This window comes from Sandaracinaceae bacterium, from assembly GCA_020633055.1.
In the GTDB taxonomy this organism is placed as follows: Bacteria; Myxococcota_A; Polyangia; order Polyangiales; family Houyiibacteriaceae; genus JADJJE01.
Map to the genome: position 1 here is coordinate 478,567 of JACKEJ010000009.1, position 23,934 is coordinate 502,500.

The window sequence follows — 23,934 nt, forward strand, 5'->3', positions numbered from 1 at the left end:
GCCGCGGGCGCTCGCGTATCGAGTACGCTAATAGACCGCACCATGACGCGCCGTGATACACGCCGTCCCCCCGCGGACGAGGCCCGACCGCGTGTCCTGTTCGTGGACGACGAACGGCATGTGCAGCGCGCGTTCGAGCAGGCGACCTATGCGCTGGGCGTCGTGGTCGAGCTAGCCAACAGCGCGACGCAGGCCTTGCGAGCGGTCGAGCGCTCGCACTTCGACGTCATCGCGGTCGACCTCAGCATGCCCGGGCTGGACGGTCTCGCCATGGTGGAGCGTCTGCGCGAGGTCAGCCCCTCGAGCGCGTTCGTGCTGGTGAGCGGCGCCCCGTCGTTGGAGCTGCCGTCGCGTCCGGACGTGCATCTCGACGCGCTGGTGGTGGTCAAGCCCTGGGATCCGCAGGTGCTCAAGACGACCCTGCTCGAGGCGCTCGAGCGCGCCGAGGAGCTCGCGCTGCGACCTTCGACGGAGCCACTGGCCTCGGTCGAGGTGAGCCTGCTCATGCTCGACGTGGATGGCGCGCGCGCGCAGGCGACGCTCTCGACGCTGCGCGCCGCGGGGGCATGCGCGGTCGATTGCCACGCGGTAGCGTCCCTCGCGGCGGGTCTGGACGCGCTCGACGAGGGACACTTCGACCTCTTGTTGATGGACATGAGCGTGACCGAAGGCGTCGGGATGGAGGCGCTGCTGCGGCTGCGGCTGGCCTCGCCCGACAGCGCCATCGTGGTCCTCTCCGCGCGCTGGGACGAGACCAGCGCGCGTCACGCGGTGCAGCTCGGCGCGCAGGATTGCCTCGAGCACCAGCTCGGTGAGCACGCACAGCTCCGGCGTGCGTTGTTGTTCGCCGTCGAACGCAAGCGCTTCGAGCGCAGGTCCGCCTACATCGCTCGCTACGACTACCTGACCGGTCTCCCCAATCGCGCCAGCTTCCGCGACCGTCTCGCGCACGCGCTCGCCCGGTTCCGCCGTGAAGACCAAGCCTTCGCCGTGCTGCTCGTGGACATCGACGACTTCCGCTCCGTCAACGAGGCGCTGGGCCAGGCGGCCGGCGACCGCTTCTTGCGCGAGGTGGCGCACCGCATCCAGCAGTGCCTCCGCGAAGGCGACACGCTCGCGCGGCTCGAGCGGGACGAGTTCGCGGTCATCCTCGAAGGGCCGGTCTCCCGCGACGGCGTGGCGGAGATCGGGCGCCGAGTACGCGAGGTGATGCGCGAGCCGCTGCGCCTCGGCGAGACCGACGTCGTGCCGCGCGCCAGCATCGGCGCGGCGCTGTGCCCGGACACGGGCGACACGGTCGAGGCGCTGATCGACGCCGCCGACTCCGCCATGTACGGCGGCAAGCGGCACGGCGGAGATCGATTCACGATCGCTGGCCAGGTGAGCACCACGGCGGCGCTCTCGCGTCTCCGGCAGGAGGGGCAGCTGCGCTACGCCCTCGAGCGCAACCAGTTCACGCTCGAGTACCAGCCCAAGTGGTCGCCGGCGCTGGGCCGCACCGTGGGGGTCGAGGCGCTCATCCGCTGGCGCAACATCAACGGCGAGGTCATCCCGCCCAACGAGTTCGTCCCCGTCTTGGAGTCGCTCGGGCTGATCGTCCCAGTGGGCGCCTGGGTCATCGACACCGCCATCGCGCAGCTCGCGCGCTGGCACCGCGCCGGCGCGCGCGACCTGCACCTGGCGGTCAACCTCTCGCCCATCCAGCTCGAAGACGACGGCGTGCTCGATACGATTCGGCTGGCTCTCGAGCGTCACGCGCTGGCCGAGTCGCTGCTGGAGGTGGAGATCACCGAGACGACCCTGCTGCGCTCCACGTCCCAGGCCCACTTCGTCCTCGGCGAGCTGCGCCGACGCGGGGTGCGTGTCGCCCTCGACGACTTCGGCACGGGACACTCGAGCCTCGCCAACCTCGCCACCTTCGAGGTCGACTCGCTCAAGATCGATCGGTCCTTCGTGCTGGCCGACAACCCGCGCAGTCAGGCCATCGTCGCGTCCATCATCGATCTGGCGCACCGGCTCGGGCTCACGGTGGTGGCGGAAGGAGTCGAGACGCAGGCGCAACACGACGGGCTGGTCGTGGCCGGGTGCGACCTCCTGCAGGGCTATCTCCTCGGTCGCCCCACGCCCGCCGACCAGCTCCCCATGGCGACCGCCTCCGAGTGAGGGCGCGTCCGCGTACGTCGTGCCCTGACCTCGCGCACGTCCGCGCTCGACACCCCGCGGGGAGCAGGCTCGGCCCGTGCTGGGCATCGGTCCGCCCCGCGTGCCACCATGAGATGTGCGTTCCCCCACGCCGACCGGACGCTGCTCGCTCGTGCCGCCCATCCATCGTGGCGGGGCTGGAGGGTGGCGCATCGCGGGGGGGGTGATGGCCTTGATCTGCGTGGCCTGCGGTCCCGCCGACCCGAGTCCGGCGGACGAGTCCCGGGCGCCCAACGCCGGCCAGGTCGCGCCGGGACGGCACGAGGGCGAGCCCGAGACGCCCCGACCCCCGCAGCCTGGGCCCAGCGCGCGGGAGCGCTGTGGTGACGAGGCGATCCCGCTCTACGAGGCCGGGCGGCACACGGGTGACGTGTGCCCCGACGAGCTCGCGGCGCGTGGGCTGACCGTGCTGGACACCAGCCCCTCCTGGGCCGCGCCCGTGTTCGACGAGGACCCCGCGCTCGGCGAGGCCGGGGTCCAGCCCTATCGCGCGGTGCTGCTGGCCCTCGCTGACGAGCGCTTCGAGGATCTGCCGGAGGACGTCGCGCCGGAGCGCTTCCTCGAACTCTTCGGCATCTTCCCCACGCTGCGTGTGGTGCACCAGCGTCTCGGTCAGGCGGAGCGACACGCGTGCCACGAGTCCGTCGACGACACCAACCTGGCCCTCCTGACCGAGGAGCTCCGGCCGTGGGGCGATCGGGATGCACGCATCGCGCGCGTGCGCCGCGTGGCGTGGGAGCGGCACCGGCTCGAGCTGGCGCGCGAGGCGCGCGGTGTTCCCGACATCCACGCGCTCGCGACGGACGAGCGCTATGGGGCCGACTACGAGCGCTACACGACTGACCGCATCCCGGTGGACGGCGTCCGCGAGCTGGTCGCCCACCTCCGCTGTGACGGGCTGCTCCCCGAGCGCGTCACGGACGGAGTCTTCGATGGCTACCTGGTGGACTCGCTGACCGAGTTCCAGCGGCGCCACATGGTGACCAACGCGGGCATCGTCGATGCAGCGACGCGCGACGCGTTCCTGCAGGACAGCCGCGAGGCGGACTTCGGCACGTTGCTGCGCGTGCTGCGCGAGCGGGTGGTCAGCGCCACCGGCCTCATCGAGGACGGGTCGGCGGGGCACGCATGGGGCACCGTATTGGGGCGCAAGCTCGACACCCCGGAGTTCCACATCGAGGCCGGCCACCCCCCCGCGCCCGACGCCGCCCCGGACCTCATCTCCCCGGCCACGGAGGCGGCAGCCCGCGCGCTCGGTTGGACGGACCCCGAGGCCGCGACCGTCGCGGTGGGTGAGCTGCTCGAGGCCGGGTACGCCCGGGTCGCGCTCTCCCTCCCGCCGCTGCCCGCGTATCACGGGCCTCACATGACGTTGCGCGCCGAGATCGACCGAGGTGACGTGTACTACGACTACCCTTACACGAGCTCGGGCGCGCACGTGTACCAGCCGACGAGTCGCCGCCCGGTCATCACGCTCTTCGCGGCACACGAGGGGCGCGAGGTGGCGCTGCTGCGTTGGCCCACCACCATCGGCGGCTGGAAGACGGAGCGGGCTCCCGGCGGCGGCCTCGCGATGAGCTACAAGGAGTCTCCCGTGGGGGAGCGCATCTGGCGAGACGTCATCGCCAGCCCAGCGTGGCTGCCCCCCCCGAGCACCCCCAACGAGGACATGGTGCGGCGTGTGCCCGGCGTCGGCTATCGCGCCAACCGCTCCCTGTTCGGGCCCAGCTACCGGAGCGCGTATGGGCTGGTGATGCTCATGCACCACCGGGTCATGCCCAACCGGGCCGAGGACGACCCGGGTCGCTACCAGGACGAAGGCATCCGCGTACACGGGTCGGTGAGCTACCGCTCCATCGTGCGCGGGACCAGCCATGGGTGTCACCGTCTCTACAACCACCTCGCCGTCCGCTTGGCCGGCTTCGTCCTCGAGCACCGTGCGCACCGGCGCCACGGGTCGCTGGCGGTGCGCTTCGCAAAGCGTTTCAACTATTTAGGCTCGTTCATCAACTTTCGTATCGAGTCGCGTGGGTACCGCTACGAGCTGACACCCCCCGTGCCCGTCGAGGTGCTCGAGGGCGTGGTGCGAGGCTCGCGGACACGCCCAGTGCCCGGCATTCGGCGTTTGGCGGGTCGCGCCGCCTCGGCCGCAGCGGCGGACACCGCCGACTGATGGCGGGCGCCGCGGCGGCGTAGGCTCCAGCCTACGCTTGCAACCCCCTCCGAAACTTTTTCCGTAGGTAGAAACCCACAGATTTTTGAGCCCCCATCACCATGGGGAAGGAAATTCCCGTCATGCCGGTAATTTCTGATCTAGATTGGGACTTGGCCCGTACATTGCTTTGGAGCACAACATCATGGCCAACCTTCGCCTCTTGCTCGTTCTCGCGGATTCAACCCTTGGCTCGCTCATCGTCGACGCCTTCGCTGGGCTGGGCGACGTGAAGCACGTGACGAGCCTGGACGAAGCGCTCGTGGAGCTCCGCGCGACACGCTACGTCGCGGTCGCGTGGTCCCCTGCCGAGCACCCGCGCTCGGGCGCGGGCTTTCCCGAGCTGGTCCGGCACCTCCACCCGGGTGTGCGCATGCTCTCCGCGCACGCCCACCTCGTGCCGCACATCGTGACCCTCGCCGGGCTACGGCCGCGGCCCGTCTACGACTGGCAGGTGCGGCCCCGCGTGAGCGACGCCCTCGTCGACGCGATGGTGGCGAGCGAGGACGACCCGGTGTTCGACGGCCCCCACATCAACTGAGCCGGGCAGGCGTGCGTATCCGAGCGGATACGCGATTGGTTTCAACGAGTTGCAGCGTGGTCTGGCGAGTCGTCATGGTGTCTGCGTGACCCCCTCACGTCCTCGGAGAACCTCATGACCACGCTACGACTCTGGCTCACGCTCCCCCTCCTCCTCGCTGCCTTCGCCTCGGGGTGCGCCAACGCCCCAGGCAGCCACTCGAACGGCCTCGCGGGCGACGGAAGCGTCGCGAGCCCCTGCGACGACAAGGTGTGCGACGGCGGTCGACACTGCGAACTGCGGGTGCCTCCCTGCGCGCCCGATAGCCCCGCGTGCGAGCCGGTCGCCGTGTGCGTGGACGACGTCGTCTCCGAGGACTGTGGCGGGGTCACGTGCGCCCTGCATGAGCGCTGCGCGTGGGTGCCCACGCCATGCGCCCCGGGGCAAGCCGTGTGTGAGGCCCAAGTCTGCGTGCTGGACGTCGAGCGGCTGTGCGCGCAGCAGGTCTGCCCCAGCGGGACGCGCTGCGAGCCCCTCGCGGAGCCGTGCGGCGGAGACGACGGTGCGTGCGCGCTCTACGTGCACTGTGTCGACGACGAGCCCGCGCCGTGTACGCCTGACGACTGTGGGCCGCAGCCCCCGACCCTCCCGTGCGCGGACGAGTCTCCCTCGCAAGCCTGCGACAGGGAGGAGACTGGGGAGTGTGGCTGGCGTCAGCTGGCGTGCCCTCACGTCGGGGAGCCGTGTACCGGATGCGAGCCGTGTCCGATCCCGGAATTCGGGGAGTGTCAGTGGACGGAAATTGGTGTCTGCTCACAGGTCAGCGCCAGCTGCGTGTAGGTCAGCCTCGAACGCACCACCGTGCCCCGCTCCAACGTCGACATCTTCCAGTTCCTCGACTACCGCACCTACCTCCGCGCCTTCTACGACGCGGAGAAGGCCGCCGCGCCGACGTTCTCGTTTCGGGCGTTCTCCATGCGCGCCGGGGTCGCGTCGCCCAACCATTTGAAGCGCATCATGGACGGCGAGCGCAGCCTCAAGGGCGAGCTCGTCGAGCGCTACGCCAAGGTGCTGGGGCTGGGACCGAGCGAGCGCCGCTACTTCGAGGCGCTCGTGTCCTTCACGGACGCAGCGGACAGCCGGCAGCGTGAGGAGGCCTATCGCGTGCTGCGCTCGTTCCGGCAGTACCAAGAGGCGCACCAGCTGGACGAACGACACGCCGCGTACCACGAGTCCTGGTACATCCCCGCGATCCGCGAGCTGGCCGGGCGCCACGACTTCCGCGACGACCCCCGCTGGGTGGCGCGGCAGCTACGTCCACGGATCCGCGTGAAGGAGGCTCGCGACGCCCTCGTGACCCTCGAGGAGCTGGGGTTGCTGCAGCGCGTCGACGGAGCGCTCACCAAGGTGGACGCCGTGCTCACGACTGGCGCGCAGACGCGCGGCGCACACATCACGCGCTACCATCGCGTCATGCTGGAGTGCGCCTCGCAAGCCATCGACGAGTTCCCGGCGAGCGAACGCGATCTCTCCGCGCTGACGTGCTGCGTCGACGAAGCCACGCTGCCGGTGCTACGCGCGATGATCGCCGACTTTCGAAGACAGTGCGTGGCGGTGGCCGAGCAGTCGCGCCGACCCGCCCGCGTGGTGCAGCTCAACATCCAGCTCTTCCCGCTCAGCGAGACCGCCGAAGGAGCGACCGAGTGACCCCGACGCCGCGCGTCGTGCGCGCCCTCTTCCTGTCCGCCGCGCTCACGGTTGCGTCCACCGGCTGCACCAGCACGGAGACAGGCAACCCTCCGGCCCAGCCCGAGACGGGCCTCGACGCGGGGCGCATCACGCTCTTCACCATCCCGAACATGGGTGACCCGTTCTTGCTGAGCGGGATGGCGGACGAGGCGTTGGCGGCCGGGGGGACGCTGCGGGTGACCGCCGTGGAGACCGACCTGCCCGCCGCGGTGACGCCGATCGGCACGTCGCCCGCGACCTTCTCGATCGCGCTTCCCGCTGGGTTCGAGGGGTGGCTGCGCTTGCAGGTGATCCGCGCCGATGGCGAGCGCCTGGGCCCCCTCGACGTGTTGCCGAGCGACATCGCGTTGGGTGCCGTAGAGCCGCTGCCGAGCCCCCTCCGAGACTGCCTCTCGGTCGTGGCCGACCTCGCGCTCGAGGGCGCGAGTGAGGCCATCGTGCGCCTCCAGAGCGACTGCCCCGAGACCCTGTCGTTCGAAGCGCCCACCACGCGACTCGGCTTGGTGGACGTCACGCCGGCCGAACCCTTCGAGCTCCTGCCGGGGCGGCGGGTGAGCTTGACGGTCGGTGTGGGCGCCCTCGCGGACGGTCAAGAGGACGTCGTGCTGCTCTTCGAGGCGGGCGGCGAACGCCGCGCCGTGACGATCACGTTCTGACAGCGACTGGATTCGCACCCCGTCCTCGAGCGCCACGACGTGCGGAGGGCCCCGCGTCGCCGCGCCGTGTCGTGCCGACGAGGGTTGGCGCGCACGCGCCCTGCCCCTAGGCCCGTGCGCATGGCAGCCGCGCGCGTCCTCGTCCTCGGAGGCACCGGGTTCTACGGACAGCAGGTGGTGACCGCGCTGCGGCAGGCCGACGTGGGTGAGGTCGTGAGCGCCGCGCGCAGCGGGGCCGACGTGCGCGTCGACCTCGGCGACCCTGCCACCTTTGGTGCGCTGCGCGACTACACGGCCGTGGTCAACGCGTCCGACAGCGTGCGCGCCAAGCCCGACGCCGCCCTACGCTACGCCCTGGCGGAGGGTCTGCTGTGGATCGAGATGGGCGCGGATCCAGAGCTCGCCCAGCGGGCCCTCACGCTGGACGTGGCGCCGGCGCGAGGCACCGTCGTATTGGGGGCGGGCATCTTTCCGGGTCTCAGTACGGCCATGGCCGTGGCGCTCGCCGGCAACGACGCCGAGCGCGTCGAGCTGGGGATCCGCATCTCGCCGCTGTCGGGGGCGGGTCGGGGCAACTGCGCGCTCATGACCCACACGCTGGCGCTGCCCTCGGTGCGCTACGAGGGCGGGCTGCGGACGCGTGGGCGCACGGTGGGTGAGCGCGTCGACACCCTGTTCTTCGGCGGCGAGCGCCAGATGGCGGCGGAGATGGCGCTCCCGGACGTCGACTTGATCGCGCGTGCCACGCGCGCTCCCCACGTGCGAACTCGCTTCGCGCTGCAACCCGGCGCGCTCTTGCACAGCTTCCGCGCGCTTGCCTGGCTCGCCGACCGCTTGGGTACTCTGCGCGGCGGGCTGCTGGCGGTCTCCTACGTGATGCTGCTCGGCGTGCGCGGCTTCGCGCTCCGCCGCGTCCGCTCGCGGGTTGACCTGAGCGTCCTGGTCGACGGGCCGAGCGGTCGCCGCACGCACATGGTGCGCGTGCCGGATGGAACTGGCGGAACCGCCCTCGCTCTCGCCGCGTTCGTGCGCGAGCTGCTCCAACGTCGGCTCCCTACGGGCATCGCGGTGGCGGGGCAGCTGGTGGACGCGGCGTCGGTCATGCGGCACATGCGCGTCCTGGGCGGTCCCGACGCCTGCCTCGAGGAGTACGGAGGCTAGCAGCGTCGCCCTCCCTCGCGCTGGCGGTCTGCGGCGTAGTGCTTCTTTCCGCCCCCACAAAAACAGGGGCAAACGAGCGGTGCGCGCTTGTGGGCGCGGCGCGAGAGCCGGCATGCTGCACGTCATGTCCACTCACCGCTCTCGCTATCGGTCTGTGTCCCTCGCGCGTCTCTCGTTGTGGCTGACCGTCAGCGGGGCTGGGGCGGTGTGTGTCGCTTGCGGCGACGGAAGCGGTGACGGCGCACCGCGCGATCAGAGCACCAGCGACGGCGCGGGTCCTGGTTCGGACGCGGCCGTCCCCAGGGACCTCGGCGCGGCGGATGATCAGGGTGGGCCGCAGTGCGGCAACGGTGTGCGCGAGGGGACCGAAGCGTGCGACGGCGCCGACTTGGCCGGCGCGTCGTGCGCGAACGTCACGACGGGAACGCCCGTCGGACAGCTCACGTGTACAGCCTGCGCGCTAGACACCACCGATTGTCGGGCCCCCACCGCAACGGACATGGACGCGGACGACGTCGTGGACGACCTGGACCCCGCTCCCAACGATCCGCGCGTGTGCGGCGACTCCGACTCGGACGGGTGCGACGACTGCTCGCTGCGCGAGCGGAGCCGCCCGGCCGACGACGGCTACGACCCGAACGGCGACGGCCAGTGCGAGTTGGCGCTCGACTATGCGTGCATGAACGGTGCGAACGCCGCGAGCGACCCCTATCGGACCGAGGCCTGCGTAGTGTTCGCCCACATCAACAACGACCGCGCGCACTTCTCGGCCGAGGCAGGTGGGGCAGGCCCGCTCGCGTGGAACGAGGACATCTGGGAGGTGGCCGTCGCGCACAGCATCAACATGTGCAACCGCGGGATCTTCGCGCACGTCATCGACATGAAGGGGCCCAGCGAGCGCGCCGCCGACGCGAACCTCGGCTTCAGCCTGGCGGAGAACATCTCGGCGAACCTCGACCCTGGCGCGGCGGAGTACGGCTGGATGGAGGAGCCCACGTGCTCGGGCCACCGCGGCAACAACCTCAGCCCCAAGGCGTTCGAGGCGGCGGTGGGCTATCACATCTGCGATCGGCCCCCGGAGAGCAACTACCAGTGGCGGCAGCACCACCACATCACGGCGGACTTCCGGCGCAACAACACACCCAACTCGGCCTACTGCCAGGCGGCCGCGACCAGCTGCGAGATCCCCCCGAACCCGCCGACCACGGCCACCTGCCCCCAGATGCTCATCAACTGGAACTTCTGTCTGGTGCCCAGCGCCGACACGCTGAACGGGTGGGGCTGCCCCGACGACTGACGCGGGCGTCGGCGCGACCCAGATCCGTGCTCCGGCCCAGCGGTCGGCGTACAGGACCTCCCAGGCCGCGCAGACGCTGGGCTCTCGGCGGTGCCCAGGTCAATACTGCGCGTCGAAGTCGACTTCGAGCGGCTCGTTGCTGGACGGGACGGCCTGACACGCCAGCACCCAGCCGCGTGAGAGGTCGTCGTCGGTGAGGGCCTCGCGGCTCTTCATGCTGACCTTGCCGCTGACCAGGCGCGCCATGCAGCACCCACAGTAGCCGTCCTCGCACGACGACGGCGGGCGATGCCCTGCGGCTTCGGCGGACTTGAGCAGGGTCAGCCCGGGGACGTAGGGCACATCCACGCGCGCCCCGTCGAGCTTCATGCTGAACGTGGCCGGCACGTCCGACGCCGCGACGGGAGCGGGCTCTTCGCTGGGGGCGCGCCGGTCGGGATCGGTAGGCGACACGAAGCGCTCGAAGTGCGTCTGGTCGCGCGCGATGCCGGAGGCCTCGAAGCCGGCCTCCACGGTGTCCATGAACGGACCAGGGCCGCACACGTAGAAGTCGGAGCTCTTGCGCTCGGCGATCAGGCCACTGACCTTCTGCGCCGTCATGAAGCCGCCGTCCGAGTCGAGGTGGTGCACTACCTTGGCGCGCCCGGGGAAGCGGCGCTCGAGCAGGTCCAGCTCCTCCTTGAAGATGACCGAGCGGGCGTCGCGGTTGGCGTACACCAAGAGCACGTTGCGTGACGTGGTGAGCAGCGCCGACTTCATCAGCGAGATGACGGGCGTGATGCCGCTGCCACCGCCGAAGAGCGTGAGCGGGCGGCCATCGCCTTCGGGCTTGAGCACGAAGCGCCCCTCCGGGGGCTGCACCTTGATCTTGCTGCCGACCACCAGCTGGTCGTTGAACCAGTTGGAGATGCGCCCGTCGTCCACGCGCTTGACGGTGACCTTGTGCCATGCGTCGGCGTCGGGGGAGCTGGCGAGCGAGTAGCAGCGCCGCAGCTGCATGCCCTCGAACGGCACCTCGAACGTGAGGAATTGGCCCGCCTTGTACCGGAACAGCTCGCGCAGGGACGCGGGGATCTCGAACACGAAGGAGCGGGTGTCGTGTGTCTCTTGCACGATGCCGGACACGAGGAGCTCTTGGAAGTCGGCGGCCATGGTCTCAAAAGTAGAACGTGTTTCAGTTTCGTCAACCCGCCCGGGGAGCGTCCATCAGGGCGTCGGGGGCGCGTGAGACAGCCCCAATTGCACGTATGGGTCCGAGAGGGTAGCCGCGCCGTCCTCGAAGTGCGACGCGAGGAACGACTCGATCAGCTCACGCCCCACGTCGCTCGTCGGCATGTTGTCGTGCGTCGCCTCCGTCGCAGGGTCGTCGTTGTCGATGACGTCGAACTGGAGCAGCCCGACCGTCGCGCCGCCCGGTCCGTTGCCGGTCAGCGGGGGCACCTCCGTCGCGCGTGTCAGCCCGAGCACCGGGCGCACCTCGTCCGCGACGTGTGGGATGTCCAGCGCGCGTGCCAGGGCGTAGTTCGAGGCGTTGGTCACCGTCGAGTCGTCGAGGGTCACGCCGAAGACGTAGTCGGGCACCACCGAGTTCGCGTCGAGCCTCGCGCGCAGCACGTGGCGCGCGTACGCGGCACCGTCGCCTCGATCCAGCACCATCTGCAGCGCCGAGAACGCCTGCGCGATGGAGTCGAGGGACTGTCGGCGCAGCACCAGGTTCACGAGCGGCGTGAACGACGAGTCTTGGTCGTAGACGATGCGCGAGAGCGCCCCGCCCCCCTCCATGTTGACCACCACGCTGAACGCGTCGGTCATGGCCACGAGCTCGGTGGACATGATGCCCCCCAGCGAGACGCCGAAGTAGCCCAGCCGGCTGGTGTCCACGTCGTTCGTACCATCGCCGTCCAGGTCCCCGGCGGTCGTGAGCGCCCGGGTGAGCTGCAGCTTGTCGTAGGTCGACTGCCTCCAGTGGTCACGTAGGCGTCGCGCCTCGAGCGTCGGTGGATTGCCCAGCTCGAGCGCGAAGAAGCGGAAGGTGGCGTCGATGTCCGTCAGCATGACGCCGCCCGTGCTGGGGTGGTCTCCGTGCACCAGCGCGTCGATCGCGACGGTGGCCCAGCCCTGCTCGGCGAAGCCCGGAGCGTAGGCGCCGGCCTGCGTCCGCGACCCGGTCAGGCCGTGTCCGTACACCACGGTGGGGTACGGGCCCGCGACGTTCGCGGGGGGGAGCCAGATGGCCACTGGGAGCGCCCATGTCTTGTCCGGGACCACGTCGTCGACGTCGATGTTCACGGCGCCGTCCTGGTCGCGGTAGTCCTCGACGGTCAGCATCGCGTTGCAGCGACGGTGGGTACCTTGATCGGTGCAGCTCACCTCGGTGAGCGTGGGGGCGAGGGTCTCGATGTGCGCCGCGATGGCGATCGACTCGCGCGTGATGCTCTGGGTCGTGACCACGTGCAGCGCGATCAGGTCGTCGCGGTTCGTGACGGCGCCGAGATCCGTCAGCGCTTCGATCGCGTCGCGCCGGTCGGGCGTGGGGCGACGCACCAGCTGGCGCATGGCCTCTCCCGGCTCGAGGCAGCCCCCGGCCGCGGCGCTCAGGTTGCGGGTAGCGAAGTATGCGACGCGGGTCGACTCGGGCAGCGGCGTCAGCGGCCGCACATAGAGGTAGTTCGTGCTGGTGCGCGTGACGGTGGGCACCAGGTAGGCGGCGCCTTCCTCGGGGAGCACCAAGATCCCGATGCCGTCGGTCGCGTGGACCTGGCCATCGGCCACGGGCAGCAGCGTCGGGTCGAAGGTCCCGGTGAAGCCCAGCCACATCTCCCCCTGGACACCGACGCCGTCCAGATCGATGACCTGTTCACGAAAGAGAGGGCCCAGCGGACCGTAGGGGGTGAGGTCGGCCTCCTCCGGGAACTGCGCCTGGAAGCCGGTGGCCGTGGACTCGTCCTCCACCAGGAAGTCGGACGTGGGGAACGAGCTCATGTCCCCGACGTCGGGTGTCCAGCCGTACACGTTGCAGCCTTCCGGAATGGGTCGGGCGTCGGAGCCGCAACCCGCGAGGGTCATGGCAGCAGAGAGGGAGCAGGCGAGGGCCGTCGCGCGCGCCCGCGGCGTCTGGAGGAAGGCATCCATGCGCGGCAATCTACCAGCTTCTCGCTCCGTGGGGGTTTCACACGCGCGCGCTCTCTGGCAAGAAAGGCCCCATGACGAAGCTGATGCGTGTGGGTCGAACGGTGGTGATGTGTGGCGGGCTCCTGGGCGGTGTGGCCGCGGCGGTGTCCTGTGGTGGCGGCGATTCGTTGGACATCCGCTTTGCGCGCCCAGGCGCCGCGGGTGGGCAGGTGGGCCGCGGGTCCTTCACGCTCGGGGTCGCGACGGCGGCGGCGCAGATCGAGGAGGGCAACAGCACCTCGGATTGGTGGGTGTACACGCAGCCGGTGGACGAAGGCGGTCTCGGCGTCGGCCAGTTCGTGGGTGACGCGGTCCAGGGCTACGCCCGCGCCCTGGACGACGCGGCGCTGGTGGAGGAGATGAACCTCGACGCGTATCGGCTGAGCGTCAACTGGGCGCGCATGGAGCCCACGCGGGACAACTACGACGAGGACGCCTTCGCGCACTACGACGCGGTCATCGATGCGCTCGTCGCGCGCGGGATCAAGCCCATGATCACCGTGCATCACTTCTCGAACCCCATCTGGGTGGACGACCCGCGCGTCGCCGAGTGCCCGGCCGGGGGCCCGAGCGACAGCAACCTGTGCGGCTGGGGACATCCCACGGGAGGGCCGCAGATCGTCGCCGAATTGGCAGAGTTCGCGGGCGAGCTCGCGCGGAGGTACGGGGACAGGGTGGATGAGTGGGTCACCGTCAACGAGCCCGTCAACTACTTGGTCGCCAGCTACATGCTGAATGTCTTCCCGCCGGGTCGAAACCTGCTGTTCAACGGCTTCGACGGGTTCATCGAGGTCGTGCGCAACTTCATGGCAGGGCACGTGGCCGCGTACGACGCCCTGCATGCTCAGGACACCGTCGACGCGGACGGCGATGGGCAAGCCGCGGTCGTCGGCTTCACGCTCAACGTCATCGAGTGGGCCCCCGCGGTCCGCAACCGGGTTTCGGACTTCGAGAGCGCGGTGCGCGCGCGAGACAGCGTCCACTACGTCTACAACCACCTGTTTCCCGAGTCGATCCTGAACGGTACGTTCGACAGCGACTACGACGGAACGCCGGACGAGACGTACGACGAGTGGGCCGGCAAGCTGGACTTCATGGGCGTGCAGTATTACTCGCGGCAAGGCGTGACCGGCTCCCCGGGTCTCATCCCTCGGATCAACGCGACGCCCTGCTTCGGCGACTTCGACTTCGGCGCGTGCGTGGACCCCGTGTTCGACGAGACGCACTGCGTACCGGCGATGGGCTACGAGTACTACGAGCCGGGCATCTACAACCTCCTCACCGAGTACGGGCGCACGTACCCGGACTTGCCGCTGACGGTCACGGAGAGCGGGCTGGCGACCAACGTCGGACGGCGGCGCGCCGAGCACATCGTGCGCTCGCTCGAGCAGATCGAGCTCGCCCGCCGCGAGGGGGTGGACGTGCGCGGCTACTATCACTGGAGCTTGATGGACAACTTCGAGTGGGCGGAGGGCTACGAGCCGAGGTTCGGGCTCTACCGCGTGGACGTGGCGACCTACGCGCGCACCGCGACCGAGGGTGCCGTGCTGCTCGGTGAGATCGCTGGCGCGCGGCGCATCACCGCCGCCCAGCGCGCGGAGTATGGTGGCACGGGGCCCATGACGTCGGAGGGTGATCCGCGTGAGCTCCAGGTGGGGTGCCGCCCCGTCGACTGAGCGACGCCTCACCCCACGGGGGCCCACCGTCGCATGGCGCGCGGGCCGTGCGCGTGGGCCGTCAGGCGCGCCTCCGGGCCGCCCTCTGCAGCCTGGACGTAGTCACTTGCGCAACACCAGGAGGTGGTTGTTCGGCTCTTCCCGGAGGTCCCCGAGCGAGAACAGCATGAGCAGCGGGATGCTGGCCAGCGCGTAGAGGGCCATGAGCGGAAAGAGGACGTAGAACGCGAGGTTGCGTGTGTCCTCCTCCATCGACATGCCCTTGAAGCGCGCGGACTGCAGGAAGAAGTGGAACAGGTGCGAGGCCGTGCTCGACCAGCGACCGCCGAGCGACACCTCCTCCACGACGGCGAGGCCGCTCCGCCGTGCGGACTCCCGCGCCCAGTAGCGGGTGAAGTTGTAGAAGTGGTCCGGCGCGTGGTGCAGGATGGAGGTCTGCGGGATCAGGACGATCAGGTGTCCCCCCGGGCGCAGCACCCGCACGAGCTCCGTGAACATCAGGTTCGGTTCGTAGACGTGCTCCAGCACCTGGATGCTGGTGACGGTGTCGAAGGTGTTTGCGTCGAACGGCAGGGCGCAGCCATCCGCCTGCACCACGCGGTGGCGGTCGTCGAGCGGGGCCATCGGGTGGTTCGGCTCGACCGTGGTCCACGACGAGAACGACACGCGCTGCTTGTCGACGCTGGTGTAGAAGTCCCAACCGCCGACGTCGCACACGTCACCCGCGCAGTAGGTCGCGAGCCGTTCGAAGAGGGCGCGTGATCTCCAGTTGCGGATCGCGACGAGGGACCGCATCACCGCTCCCTTGCGGCCCCACGATTCATTCTGACGTTGATCCACCGTGTCTTCGCTGCGGCTCACAAGGCGCTCCTCTTCGCTCCACCGCGGGATGGGGCGGCTGCTGCTTCGAGGGCGCACCATAGCAAGCGTGCCTAGGTTGACGAGCCCGCGGGGAGAGGCCCCTGCCCCAAACGAAGACGGCCACCCCGAAGGGCGGCCGTCTCGATGGGTTCGTCGCGCGACGCGCGGGCTCAGTTGCCGATGCGCGCCGTCAGACCGGCGAGGATGTTGACCGACAGGGCGCTGTTGCCGGTGCGGGTAAAGAAGATCTCCTCGTTGGCCCACTCGAGGCGCGGCTCCAAGGTCATGATGATGCCGTCGGCCGGCATGTAGCGCAGGGTCGGGGTGACCGTGATGAGGCTCTCGGCGCCAAGGCCCGAGTACGCGCCGTCGCCGCTGCCGCCGTAGAGGTACTCCACGCGACCGCCGAGCGAGAGCTGGTCGGAGAGGGCGACCCCGACGGCCGCGCTCGCGCCGAAGTACAGAGAGTCCTTGATGTCACCGCCGAGCATCGGGTTGAAGCGCAGGTCGGTGTTGAGCACGAGGTTGACGCTGTCCGACAGGCCGATGGTGGCGACCACGTCGAAGAAGTGGCTCCAGTCGTTGTTGGTCGGGTTGTCGGCCGCGTCGCGCCCTTCGGCCTGCGTGGCGTAGCCGATGGCCAGGCCGACGTTGTCGCTGGGGGCCAGGGCGATCTGCGCACCGAAGGCGGGCACCTCGTTCACGTCCATGATGTCCGCGAAGTCGAAGTTGCCGTTGACCACCAGGAACTTGAGGCCGACCGAGTCGCTGAGCGCGTAGTTGACGCGCACACCGGTGTGGTTGAACGGCTGCATCAGGAAGTACAGCGCGCCGCGGCTGTAGTTGACGTTGGCCCACTCATCCGCCACCTCGGCGCCGTAGATGGTGTCGAAGAAGCCGACGTCCACGCTGAGCGACTCGCTGGCGAACCAGGACGCGTACGCCTGCTTCACGTTGCTGATGAGGGGGTAGTTCTGGGCGCCGGCGATGAGGAGCGGAGCGGCCTCACCGAAGCGCAGGTTGATGGTCACGCCGCCGTGCTCGCCAGCGTAGGCGAAGTCACCACCCACGAAGGGCACGCCGAAGCCGTGGTTGCGGGCGTAGCCGCGGTGGGCGGGCTCACCGCCACCGTTGGGCACGCGCTCCACGTCGAACTGGTAGTACGCCGTGGCGAAGGCCTGCCACGTGACGTTGTCCATGATGGACCCTTCTTCTTCCTCCTCCTCTGCCACCTCTTCGGCCACGGGCTCGGGGGGAGGCGGCGGCGCGTAGGAGGTGGCTTCGGGGGCGGGCTCGGCGGCGACCTCCTCGTCGCCCTCCTCGAAGCCGTCCTGCGCGAAGCCGGTGCTCGGCAGGGCCATCGCCATCATGATCAGGCTCAGTCGCGTTGAGAGTTTCTTCACGGTTTTACTCCAGTTCACACACACAAAGGTTCAGAGAGAGTTCACTGTGTTCGGCGGAGCGGGAGCTCACGCCTCTTGGGCCGCGAGGGCCGCGCCGCTGTGAGCCTCGGACGCCGTCGAGACGCCCGTCAGCTCGACGCCGTAGGCGTCCACACCACACTCGGAGCGGTCGAGGCCCTCGAGCTCGTCCTCGGCCGACACGCGGACACCCATGACGGCGCCGAGGGCCTTCCAGAACACCATGCCGACCACGAAGGCGAAGCCGAAGCCCGACAGCGCGCCCAGCGCTTGCACGCCCAGCTGACCGATCTCGCCACCCGCCAGGATGCCCTTGCCGGTGCCGAAGATGCCCACCGCGAGGGTGCCGTAGATGCCGCAGATGCCGTGCACGGCGACCGCGCCGACGGGGTCGTCGATCTTGACCTTGTCGAGGAAGAAGACGCCCTCGACGCAGAGCATGCCGCCGAGCAGGCCGACCACCAGAGCCCAGTGCGGCGCGATGCAGTCGCAACCAGCCGTGATGCCCACGAGGCCACCGAGCGCGCCGTTCAGCGCCATGGAGAGGTCCAGGCCGCCGGTGCGGAACTTGTTCCAGACGAGGGCGCCGATGAAGCCGGCCGAGGCCGCCAGGTTGGTGACGAGGATGATGCTGGCGACGGCGCCGGGGTCGGAGATGGCGACCGTGGAGCCGCCGTTGAAGCCGAACCAGCCGAGCCACAGGATGATGACGCCGAGCGCCGCGAGGGGGAAGCTGTGCGCGGGCATGGGCTTCACGCTGCCGTCCGCTTGGTACTTGCCGAGGCGGGGCCCGATGGCGATGGCGCCCGCGAGCGCCATGCCGGCGCCGACCGCGTGCACGACGGTGCTACCGGCGAAGTCCGCGAAGCCCATGCCGGCGAGCCAGCCGCCGCCCCACACCCAGTGACCCACGACGGGGTACACGAAGGCGGTCGCCAGCACCGTGAACACGAAGAACGTGGTCAGCTTGCCGCGCTCGGCGATGGCGCCGGAGACGATGGTGCAGGCCGTGGCGGCGAACACCAGCTGGAAGAAGACGAAGACGAGGCGGGGCAAGGTGCCGACCATGTCCGGGGCGTCGCCCACGGGCGCGCCGTCCGGGAAGAAGAGCGAGAGGCCGATGAAGGGGTTGCCCTCACCAAACATGAAGCCGTACCCGACGGCCCAGTAGACAATTGATGCAATGGCCACGACGCCGACGTTCTTCATCAGCACCATGACGACGTTCTTGCGACGGGCGAAGCCGCTCTCAACGAGAGCAAAACCAGCGTGCATGAAGAACACCAGCGCCGCTGCGACGATGACCCAAAGTGAGTCGAGCATGATTTGCGTATCCATGATTTCCTTTTCGCGTTCCGGCGAGGTCCGTTCACCTCGACTGTTGGATTGACCATGGCCGCGCAACATTTCCGCTCTGTTTCGTGATCAGCACCGAAACGCAAAATGAGACGCCCTTTTCGCGCCTGGTTTGGGCATTGTTTCGGCGATGTTTCGAGCCGGTGAGGGCGGTGTTGCGCGAGCCTCGAATTGCGCCACGATGGACCGCTCATGACCGTCGAGCGCCCACTCTCTCCCTTCCCGCAGCTGGCCTACGGGACCCCGCGCAAGCTCCCGCGGGCCAAGTCGTTGCCTGGGCGGGTGGTGGTGTTGGACGTCGCTTTTGCGGCAAATGCAGGGGGTGCGAGCTTCGAAGGAGTCACCAAGCCCTTCCTCGACGGGCTCGGCGATCGCCTCGCGATGTGGATCGATCACCACGATCACGAGATGCACGAGCGCTACGCGGACGACCCCCGCTTCGTCTTGCGAACGAAGGCCCAGCACGGGGCCTGTCCCGAGCTGGTGACGCCGGAGCGGGTGGCGTTCGCGGGACCGGTCCAGACCATCTGCTGCCACGTCGACTTCGACGGCCTGTGCAGCGCGGCCAAGTGGATTCGTGGGGGTATCGAGCCTTATGTGGGGGCGGACGCCGACGCGCGGGCGATCGACACTCGCCTGGGGGAGCCCAGTGAACGAGCGGCGCTGATCGACCGCGCGCTGCGAGCGCGGCACCGAGACGACGGGCTGAAGGGTGTGATCGTTCGTTACCTGGCGGGCGGAGCGGGGGACAAGGGGCTGCTGGAGCCCATCCGGGAGGCCGCGAAGACCCTCGATGGCCGAGAGCGGGAGTCGCAGCGGCTGGCTACCCGGTACACCGTCGCGAACAACATTGCATTCTGTGACGCGACCGAGCGCGGCGGACACTACGACAAGACGCTGCTGCTATTGCTCGGCCAAGAATTGGCGCGAGTGTCCGTGGTGCTCGACGAGACGACCGTCACCGCGGCTGCTGCGTTTGACAGCGGGGTGGACTTGGTCGCGCTCCTGGGTCTGACGGGGGGTATGCCCACACGCGTGAGCGTGGAGCGTGCGCGCCTGGACGAGCTGATGACGGCCCTGCGCAACGCCCACTGACGACCGCGGGTCGTCCTGCCCAGCGATCCGGGCTCAGATGCGCGGCCGCACCCAGCCGCCGAAGGCCCGCTCGAGCTCGGCGGCGACCGCCAGCGTGAGGTGATCGTTCCCGTGTGCAGCAGCGACCTGCACGCCGAGCGGGAGACCGCGCGTGTCCAGCCCGAGGGGGACCTGTGTGACCGGCAGCTGCATCACGTTGAGGATGGCTGTGTAGACCCACAAGAAGGGCCACAGCAGCGGGACGTCGTGCTTGGGTGCGACCATGCCGTACGGCGGATAGAGCATGATCGTGTCGTTGGCGAGCGCTTCGTCCAGCTCGGCCCGCAGGCGCCGTCCCTGCTCCACCAGCGCCCGCGTGCGGCCCGGAGCCAGGTCGGTGATGCGCTCGCCGACGGCCAGCACCACGGCCGGGAGCGTGTGGTCGGAGCGACGCAGCGCCAGCTTCGCGAGCTCCGGGAGGCTCGCGAACTCCTTCCCGTCCGCCAACAACGTGGCGAAGGGCGTCCCCTGCGCGTCGTGGAGCATGCTGGACCAGATGTCGAAGGCCTTCCGGAGCCGCGTGAAGCGGCGCTCTTCCACACGACAGCCGCGCGCGCGCAGGTGGTCGGCCACGCGTGCCTGGCTCGCGCGGAGCGCAGGGCTGACGTAGGTGCGCCCATCGTCGGGGACCTGCAGCACGCGCAGGGACGTGATGTCGACCGCGGCGGGGTCCCCGAGCGACAGTGCCTGCGTGTTCGGGTCGCTCTCGTGTGGACCGGCCAGCAGGCGCACCACGAGGCTCAGGTCGCCAGCCGAGCGGGCCAGCGGCCCAGTGCTCAGGAAGCGCCCCGCGTCTCCGTCCCCATCCGGATACTGGCCGCTGTTGGGGATCAGACCTGCGCTGCACTTGTGTCCAAACACGCCGTTGAAGAAGGCCGGCATGCGGATCGACCCGCCCACGTCCGAGCCCAAGCCGAACAGGCTGGCCCCCGAGCCCACGATGGCCCCCTCGCCGCCCGAGCTGCCCCCCACGATGCGGGAGGGATCGTAGGGGTTGTTCGTCCGCCCGTAGACGCGGTTGAAGCTCTCCATCCACATGCAGAGCTCCGACACGTTGGTCACACCGACCGGGATGGCGCCGGCCGCGCGCAGCCGCGCCACGGCGGGTGCGTCCTCGCTCGGGCGGAACCCGACGCGGGCGGGCAGCCCCGAGGTCTGCGGCATCCCCACCAAGGCGAAGCACTCCTTGATGGTGCACGGCACGCCATGCAGCGGCGGCAGGTCCTCGGGGGCGCTCACCCGCGTGCGTTCGTCCGCGGCCTCGGCTTCGGCGCGTGCTTCGTCGAAGCGCGTCGCGACGACGGCGTTGAGGGTGGGGTTCACGCGCTCCACCTCGGCGATGCACGCGTCCACCATGTCGCGCGCGCTCACCCGTCGCTGACGCACATGTTCGGCCACCTCGCGGACGGTGCCGCCGCGCAGCAGCTCGAGGGGGCTCTTCGGGGTCGGGGGGGCGGCCGGTGCTGTCATGGTGTCTCGTGGGGGAAAGCGAAGTCGGACAGCGCGACGCGCCGTCCGTCCGGGTCGCGGAAGTAGAGAGTGTGCGCCGTCTCGGCCTCGACCGTCACGCCCCGCGCCCGTAGGTGGACGCGGGCGCGTGCGAGGTCGCCGTCGCGTGCGGCGAGCGCCATCAGGTCGCGTCCCCGAGGGTCGGGGGCAGGCTCGTCGTCCTGAGCGGCTTCGATCATCAGCACCGCCCCGTCCAGCGCGAGCCACACGCCGTTGCCCGCCTGGGTCGGCCACGGGGCGAGCCCGAGCACATCGCGATAGAACGCGACCAAGCGCGGGACATCCCGCGTCCGGAGGGCGAGGTGGTGCAGGCGCATGCCGTTCCCCAGCGGAAGTAGCACGGACAGGGGCGGGTTGTTATCGTCGAGATGCATGCCGAACGCGTCGCCGCTCCCGCTCAGCTTCTTCGAGCTGCTCCCCAAGACGGACCTGCACGTTCACCTCGACGGGTCGTTGCGCCTCGGGACCATCTTGGACCTGGCCGAACAGGGAGGAGTCGAGCTGCCCTCGCGCGACCCCGAGGCCCTCTCGCGGGCCATGCACCTGGGCGAGAACACGGGCTCGCTCGTGGAGTACCTGAAGGCGTTCGACATCACGCTGAGGGTCATGCAGACCGAGGCCTCTCTCCAGCGAATCGCGTACGAGCTGGCCGAAGACGCGGCCAAGGAGAACGTGCGCTACATGGAGGTGCGCTACTCCCCCATGCTGCACACGCGCGAGGGGTTGGGCCGCGCGGCGGTGGTGGAGGCGGTGCTGGCCGGGCTGCGCCAGGCCCGCCACGACTTCGGCATCCAGAGCCAGGTCATCCTGTGCGGCATCCGCAACATCTCGCCGCACAGCTCGGTCGAGATGGCCGAGCTCGCCGTGGCCTACAAGAACCGGGGTGTGGTCGGCTTCGACCTGGCGGGCGCTGAGAACGACCACCCCGCCAAGCACCACCTCGAGGCCTTCCAGCTGGTGCGCGACAACAACATCAGCGTCACCATCCACGCGGGCGAGGCCTACGGCCCCGCGAGCATCCACCAGGCGCTCCACGACTGTGGGGCGCATCGGATCGGGCATGGCTGTCGACTTCGAGAGGACGGGGATCTCCTGCACTACGTGAACGACCATCGCGTGGCGCTCGAGTGCTGTCCGTCGAGCAACGTCCAGACTGGCGCGGTGCGCGACCTCGCCAGCCACCCGCTCAAGCTCTACTACGATCTCGGCCTGCGCGTGACGGTCAACACGGACAACCGGCTGATCACGGACACCACGGTCTCGCGCGAGCTGCACCTCTGCCACACCCGCATGGGGCTCGACCTGCCGTCCATCAAGCACATCCTGCTCAACGGCTTCAAGGCGTCGTTCCTGCCGTTCCACGAGAAGCAAGAGCTCATGCGAGGCGTGGCCCGTGAGCTGGAGCGCTTCCACGCGGATGGACGTGTCGACCCCGCGCGGCACGCGAGCGATGGCGCCGACAGCGCCGAGCATCGCCGCGACGACCCGCAGCAGCCCGTCGAAGAGCCCTCCCAGGCGTGAGGCTCTTCGACTCGCACTGTCACCTCGACTTCCCCGTGTTCGACGCGGATCGGGCGGCGGTGCTGGCCCGCGCCGCAGCGGCGGGAGTCTACGAGCTGGTCATCCCAGGCTACTCGCCCGCCACGTGGTCGCGCGCCGCCGCCCTCACCTCAGCGACCAACGCAGGCGTGCGCGTACACGTCGCGGTCGGGCTGCACCCCTATGCGCTCGCGGGGCCCGCGCTGCCGGAGGGCGAGCTCACGGGCCAGCTGGTGGCTGCGGCGGAGTGCTTCGGCGCGGTGGCGATCGGCGAGTGCGGTCTCGACGGGCCGCTCTCGAAGCGGACGGCGGGTGGTGTCTCCAGCGCGGTCCAGGAGCGCGTGCTGCGCGAGCACGTGCATGCCGCCGCGCTCACGGGGCTGCCCCTCGTCCTGCACGTCGTGCGCGCCCACGCCGCAGCGCTCGAGCTGCTGCGTCCAGACACGACACGCAGGGAGACCCCTGGACCGCGCGGTGTCGTCCACGCGTTCTCTGGTTCGGTCGACGTCGCGCGCAGCTACGTCCGTCTCGGGTTCATGCTCGCGTTCGGCGGCGCCATCACGCACGCGCGACACCAGCGGGCTCGCGCTGCTGCGGCGTGGGTACCCGACGATGCGCTGCTGCTCGAGTCCGACGCTCCGAGCGGCCGCCTGTCAGGAGGCCCTCCGCGCAATGAACCGAGCGCGCTGCCGCGCGTGCTCGCCGTCCTGGCGGAGCTCCGGGGGCAGTCGCAGGAGCGGGTGGCGGAGATGACCCGCGACAACGCCGCGAGGCTGTTCCGTGTCGGGCCGCTGGCGTGACCCTCTCGCACGTTGGTGATGGGCCTATTGCTGATCGAGGGCGTCCTGGGTAGACTGGAGGTCCGCGATGGCTACGCGGCTCTGGTGGGCTTGGTCGTGCTGGTCGTCCGCAAGGGGGCCGTATGCGAATTTCAGACGTCATGACTCGGGAGCCGCTGATGGTGCACTCCACGTGCAGCGTCGCCGACGCCTTGGGCGCTGCGCGAGAGCGCGGGGTGGAGCACCTGCTCGTGTGTGATCATGGCCGCATCGTCGGCGTGGCGTGCGCGCAGTGTCAGCTCGCGGACGCGCAGCTGGACCGCTACGTCGGGCACTACATGGTGCCGGCCGAGAGCATCGACATGCAGGCGTCGCTCGAGGAAGCCGCCATGCGCATGCTCGCCCTCGACCAAGGCATGTTCCTGGTGGAGAGCGCTGGTAAGCCCGTGGGCGTGGCGACGCGCGGTGACCTGCTGCGCGGCGGGCTGGTGTGCGAAGGCGCTACGCGCGCGCAGTTCTTCTGCGCGGCCTGTGGGGCGCACTCGCACGTACACCTCGACCCACACACCACCGCTGTGGCGTACTGCACGAGCTGCATGGAGCGCGCGGCGCCGCCTGGTCTGATGGACGACGTGGGCGGCGGCGATTGACGGCGAGCCGCCACGTACGCGGTGCCCGTTGCGCCAGCGGC

The 23,934-nt window shown here is 69.8% G+C and carries 20 protein-coding genes; 13 read left to right on the forward strand and 7 right to left on the reverse strand.

The genetic code is table 11. The features are described 5' to 3' along the window. The first annotated feature begins 42 nt into the window (after positions 1–42). The 8 genes from H6726_22040 (at position 43) to H6726_22075 (ending at position 9,797) form a co-directional block, all read left to right on the forward strand. On the forward strand, positions 43–2,163 hold the full coding sequence (locus H6726_22040) for an EAL domain-containing protein (protein ID MCB9660340.1): 2,121 nt from the start codon (positions 43–45) through the stop codon (positions 2,161–2,163). Positions 2,164–2,314: 151 nt separating this feature from the next. Then, the gene (locus tag H6726_22045; GenBank protein ID MCB9660341.1) at positions 2,315–4,375 is read left to right on the forward strand and encodes a peptidoglycan-binding protein; all 2,061 of its coding nucleotides are present in this window, start codon (positions 2,315–2,317) and stop codon (positions 4,373–4,375) included. A 184-nt stretch (positions 4,376–4,559) separates the two neighbouring features. Beyond that, complete coding sequence (locus H6726_22050) at positions 4,560–4,955, forward strand: hypothetical protein (protein ID MCB9660342.1); 396 nt, start codon at positions 4,560–4,562, stop codon at positions 4,953–4,955. A 114-nt stretch (positions 4,956–5,069) separates the two neighbouring features. Beyond that, positions 5,070–5,774: a hypothetical protein gene (locus H6726_22055; GenBank protein MCB9660343.1), complete on the forward strand. Its 705-nt coding sequence runs from the start codon at positions 5,070–5,072 to the stop codon at positions 5,772–5,774. Positions 5,775–5,795: 21 nt separating this feature from the next. Beyond that, entirely contained in the window at positions 5,796–6,641 is an 846-nt protein-coding gene (locus H6726_22060) for a TIGR02147 family protein (protein MCB9660344.1), read from the forward strand. Beyond that, positions 6,638–7,339 (forward strand): hypothetical protein, encoded by a 702-nt coding sequence (locus H6726_22065; GenBank protein ID MCB9660345.1) that lies wholly within the window; start codon positions 6,638–6,640, stop codon positions 7,337–7,339. Before H6726_22060 ends, H6726_22065 begins: the two co-directional genes overlap by 4 nt. 120 nt (positions 7,340–7,459) lie before the next feature. Beyond that, positions 7,460–8,500, forward strand: coding sequence for a hypothetical protein (locus tag H6726_22070; protein MCB9660346.1), 1,041 nt, complete (start codon positions 7,460–7,462; stop codon positions 8,498–8,500). Between the two features lie 124 nt (positions 8,501–8,624). Then, positions 8,625–9,797 carry a CAP domain-containing protein gene (locus tag H6726_22075; protein MCB9660347.1) on the forward strand — a complete coding sequence of 391 codons (1,173 nt, stop codon included), beginning with the start codon at positions 8,625–8,627 and terminating at the stop codon, positions 9,795–9,797. Between the two features lie 99 nt (positions 9,798–9,896). On the opposite strand, the gene H6726_22080 is transcribed toward H6726_22075, so the two are convergent. Both H6726_22080 and H6726_22085 read right to left on the reverse strand, forming a co-directional pair. Further along, entirely contained in the window at positions 9,897–10,949 is a 1,053-nt protein-coding gene (locus tag H6726_22080; protein MCB9660348.1) for a ferredoxin--NADP reductase, read from the reverse strand. Between the two features lie 54 nt (positions 10,950–11,003). Beyond that, positions 11,004–12,929: a hypothetical protein gene (locus H6726_22085; GenBank protein ID MCB9660349.1), complete on the reverse strand. Its 1,926-nt coding sequence runs from the start codon at positions 12,927–12,929 to the stop codon at positions 11,004–11,006. Between the two features lie 71 nt (positions 12,930–13,000). Between H6726_22085 and H6726_22090 the strand changes: the two genes are divergently transcribed. Continuing rightward, entirely contained in the window at positions 13,001–14,644 is a 1,644-nt protein-coding gene (locus H6726_22090; protein MCB9660350.1) for a family 1 glycosylhydrolase, read from the forward strand. A gap of 102 nt (positions 14,645–14,746) precedes the next feature. On the opposite strand, the gene H6726_22095 is transcribed toward H6726_22090, so the two are convergent. The 3 genes from H6726_22095 to amt all read right to left on the reverse strand — a co-directional run bounded on the left by H6726_22095 (position 14,747) and on the right by amt (position 18,264). Further along, positions 14,747–15,439 carry a methyltransferase domain-containing protein gene (locus H6726_22095; protein MCB9660351.1) on the reverse strand — a complete coding sequence of 231 codons (693 nt, stop codon included), beginning with the start codon at positions 15,437–15,439 and terminating at the stop codon, positions 14,747–14,749. Between the two features lie 236 nt (positions 15,440–15,675). Next, positions 15,676–16,908: an outer membrane beta-barrel protein gene (locus H6726_22100; protein MCB9660352.1), complete on the reverse strand. Its 1,233-nt coding sequence runs from the start codon at positions 16,906–16,908 to the stop codon at positions 15,676–15,678. Positions 16,909–16,974: 66 nt separating this feature from the next. Further along, the gene (amt, locus tag H6726_22105) at positions 16,975–18,264 is read right to left on the reverse strand and encodes an ammonium transporter (protein MCB9660353.1); all 1,290 of its coding nucleotides are present in this window, start codon (positions 18,262–18,264) and stop codon (positions 16,975–16,977) included. A 210-nt stretch (positions 18,265–18,474) separates the two neighbouring features. Here amt and H6726_22110 point away from each other — a divergent pair, with 210 nt between their 5' ends. Beyond that, positions 18,475–19,377, forward strand: coding sequence for a hypothetical protein (locus H6726_22110; GenBank protein ID MCB9660354.1), 903 nt, complete (start codon positions 18,475–18,477; stop codon positions 19,375–19,377). 33 nt (positions 19,378–19,410) lie between these two features. Here the strand turns inward: H6726_22110 and H6726_22115 are convergent, their stop codons facing one another. Then, complete coding sequence (locus tag H6726_22115; GenBank protein MCB9660355.1) at positions 19,411–20,886, reverse strand: amidase; 1,476 nt, start codon at positions 20,884–20,886, stop codon at positions 19,411–19,413. Then, positions 20,883–21,299, reverse strand: a complete 417-nt coding sequence (locus tag H6726_22120; GenBank protein ID MCB9660356.1) for a VOC family protein — start codon at positions 21,297–21,299, stop codon at positions 20,883–20,885. Before H6726_22120 ends, H6726_22115 begins: the two co-directional genes overlap by 4 nt. Here H6726_22120 and add point away from each other — a divergent pair. From add to H6726_22135, 3 genes are all read left to right on the forward strand, one after another. Then, positions 21,298–22,446 carry an adenosine deaminase gene (add, locus tag H6726_22125; GenBank protein MCB9660357.1) on the forward strand — a complete coding sequence of 383 codons (1,149 nt, stop codon included), beginning with the start codon at positions 21,298–21,300 and terminating at the stop codon, positions 22,444–22,446. The genes H6726_22120 and add overlap by 2 nt on opposite strands. Further along, entirely contained in the window at positions 22,443–23,264 is an 822-nt protein-coding gene (locus tag H6726_22130) for a TatD family hydrolase (protein ID MCB9660358.1), read from the forward strand. The genes add and H6726_22130 overlap by 4 nt, the downstream gene beginning before the upstream one ends. 140 nt (positions 23,265–23,404) lie before the next feature. Beyond that, complete coding sequence (locus H6726_22135; GenBank protein MCB9660359.1) at positions 23,405–23,893, forward strand: CBS domain-containing protein; 489 nt, start codon at positions 23,405–23,407, stop codon at positions 23,891–23,893. Positions 23,894–23,934: the final 41 nt, after the last annotated feature.

Excerpts from the sequence above, each read along its gene's own strand:
- H6726_22040 (MCB9660340.1), top strand. The coding sequence starts at position 43 with ATGACGCGCCGTGATACACGCCGTCCCCCCGCGGACGAGGCCCGACCG.
- H6726_22050 (MCB9660342.1), top strand. The coding sequence starts at position 4,560 with ATGGCCAACCTTCGCCTCTTGCTCGTTCTCGCGGATTCAACCCTTGGC.
- H6726_22055 (MCB9660343.1), top strand. The coding sequence starts at position 5,070 with ATGACCACGCTACGACTCTGGCTCACGCTCCCCCTCCTCCTCGCTGCC.
- H6726_22070 (MCB9660346.1), top strand. The coding sequence starts at position 7,460 with ATGGCAGCCGCGCGCGTCCTCGTCCTCGGAGGCACCGGGTTCTACGGA.
- H6726_22075 (MCB9660347.1), top strand. The coding sequence starts at position 8,625 with ATGTCCACTCACCGCTCTCGCTATCGGTCTGTGTCCCTCGCGCGTCTC.
- H6726_22080 (MCB9660348.1), bottom strand. The coding sequence starts at position 10,949 with ATGGCCGCCGACTTCCAAGAGCTCCTCGTGTCCGGCATCGTGCAAGAG.
- H6726_22085 (MCB9660349.1), bottom strand. The coding sequence starts at position 12,929 with ATGGATGCCTTCCTCCAGACGCCGCGGGCGCGCGCGACGGCCCTCGCC.
- H6726_22090 (MCB9660350.1), top strand. The coding sequence starts at position 13,001 with ATGACGAAGCTGATGCGTGTGGGTCGAACGGTGGTGATGTGTGGCGGG.
- H6726_22095 (MCB9660351.1), bottom strand. The coding sequence starts at position 15,439 with ATGCGGTCCCTCGTCGCGATCCGCAACTGGAGATCACGCGCCCTCTTC.
- amt (MCB9660353.1), bottom strand. The coding sequence starts at position 18,264 with ATGGATACGCAAATCATGCTCGACTCACTTTGGGTCATCGTCGCAGCG.
- H6726_22110 (MCB9660354.1), top strand. The coding sequence starts at position 18,475 with ATGACCGTCGAGCGCCCACTCTCTCCCTTCCCGCAGCTGGCCTACGGG.
- H6726_22115 (MCB9660355.1), bottom strand. The coding sequence starts at position 20,886 with ATGACAGCACCGGCCGCCCCCCCGACCCCGAAGAGCCCCCTCGAGCTG.
- add (MCB9660357.1), top strand. The coding sequence starts at position 21,298 with ATGCCGAACGCGTCGCCGCTCCCGCTCAGCTTCTTCGAGCTGCTCCCC.
- H6726_22120 (MCB9660356.1), bottom strand. The coding sequence starts at position 21,299 with ATGCATCTCGACGATAACAACCCGCCCCTGTCCGTGCTACTTCCGCTG.
- H6726_22135 (MCB9660359.1), top strand. The coding sequence starts at position 23,405 with ATGACTCGGGAGCCGCTGATGGTGCACTCCACGTGCAGCGTCGCCGAC.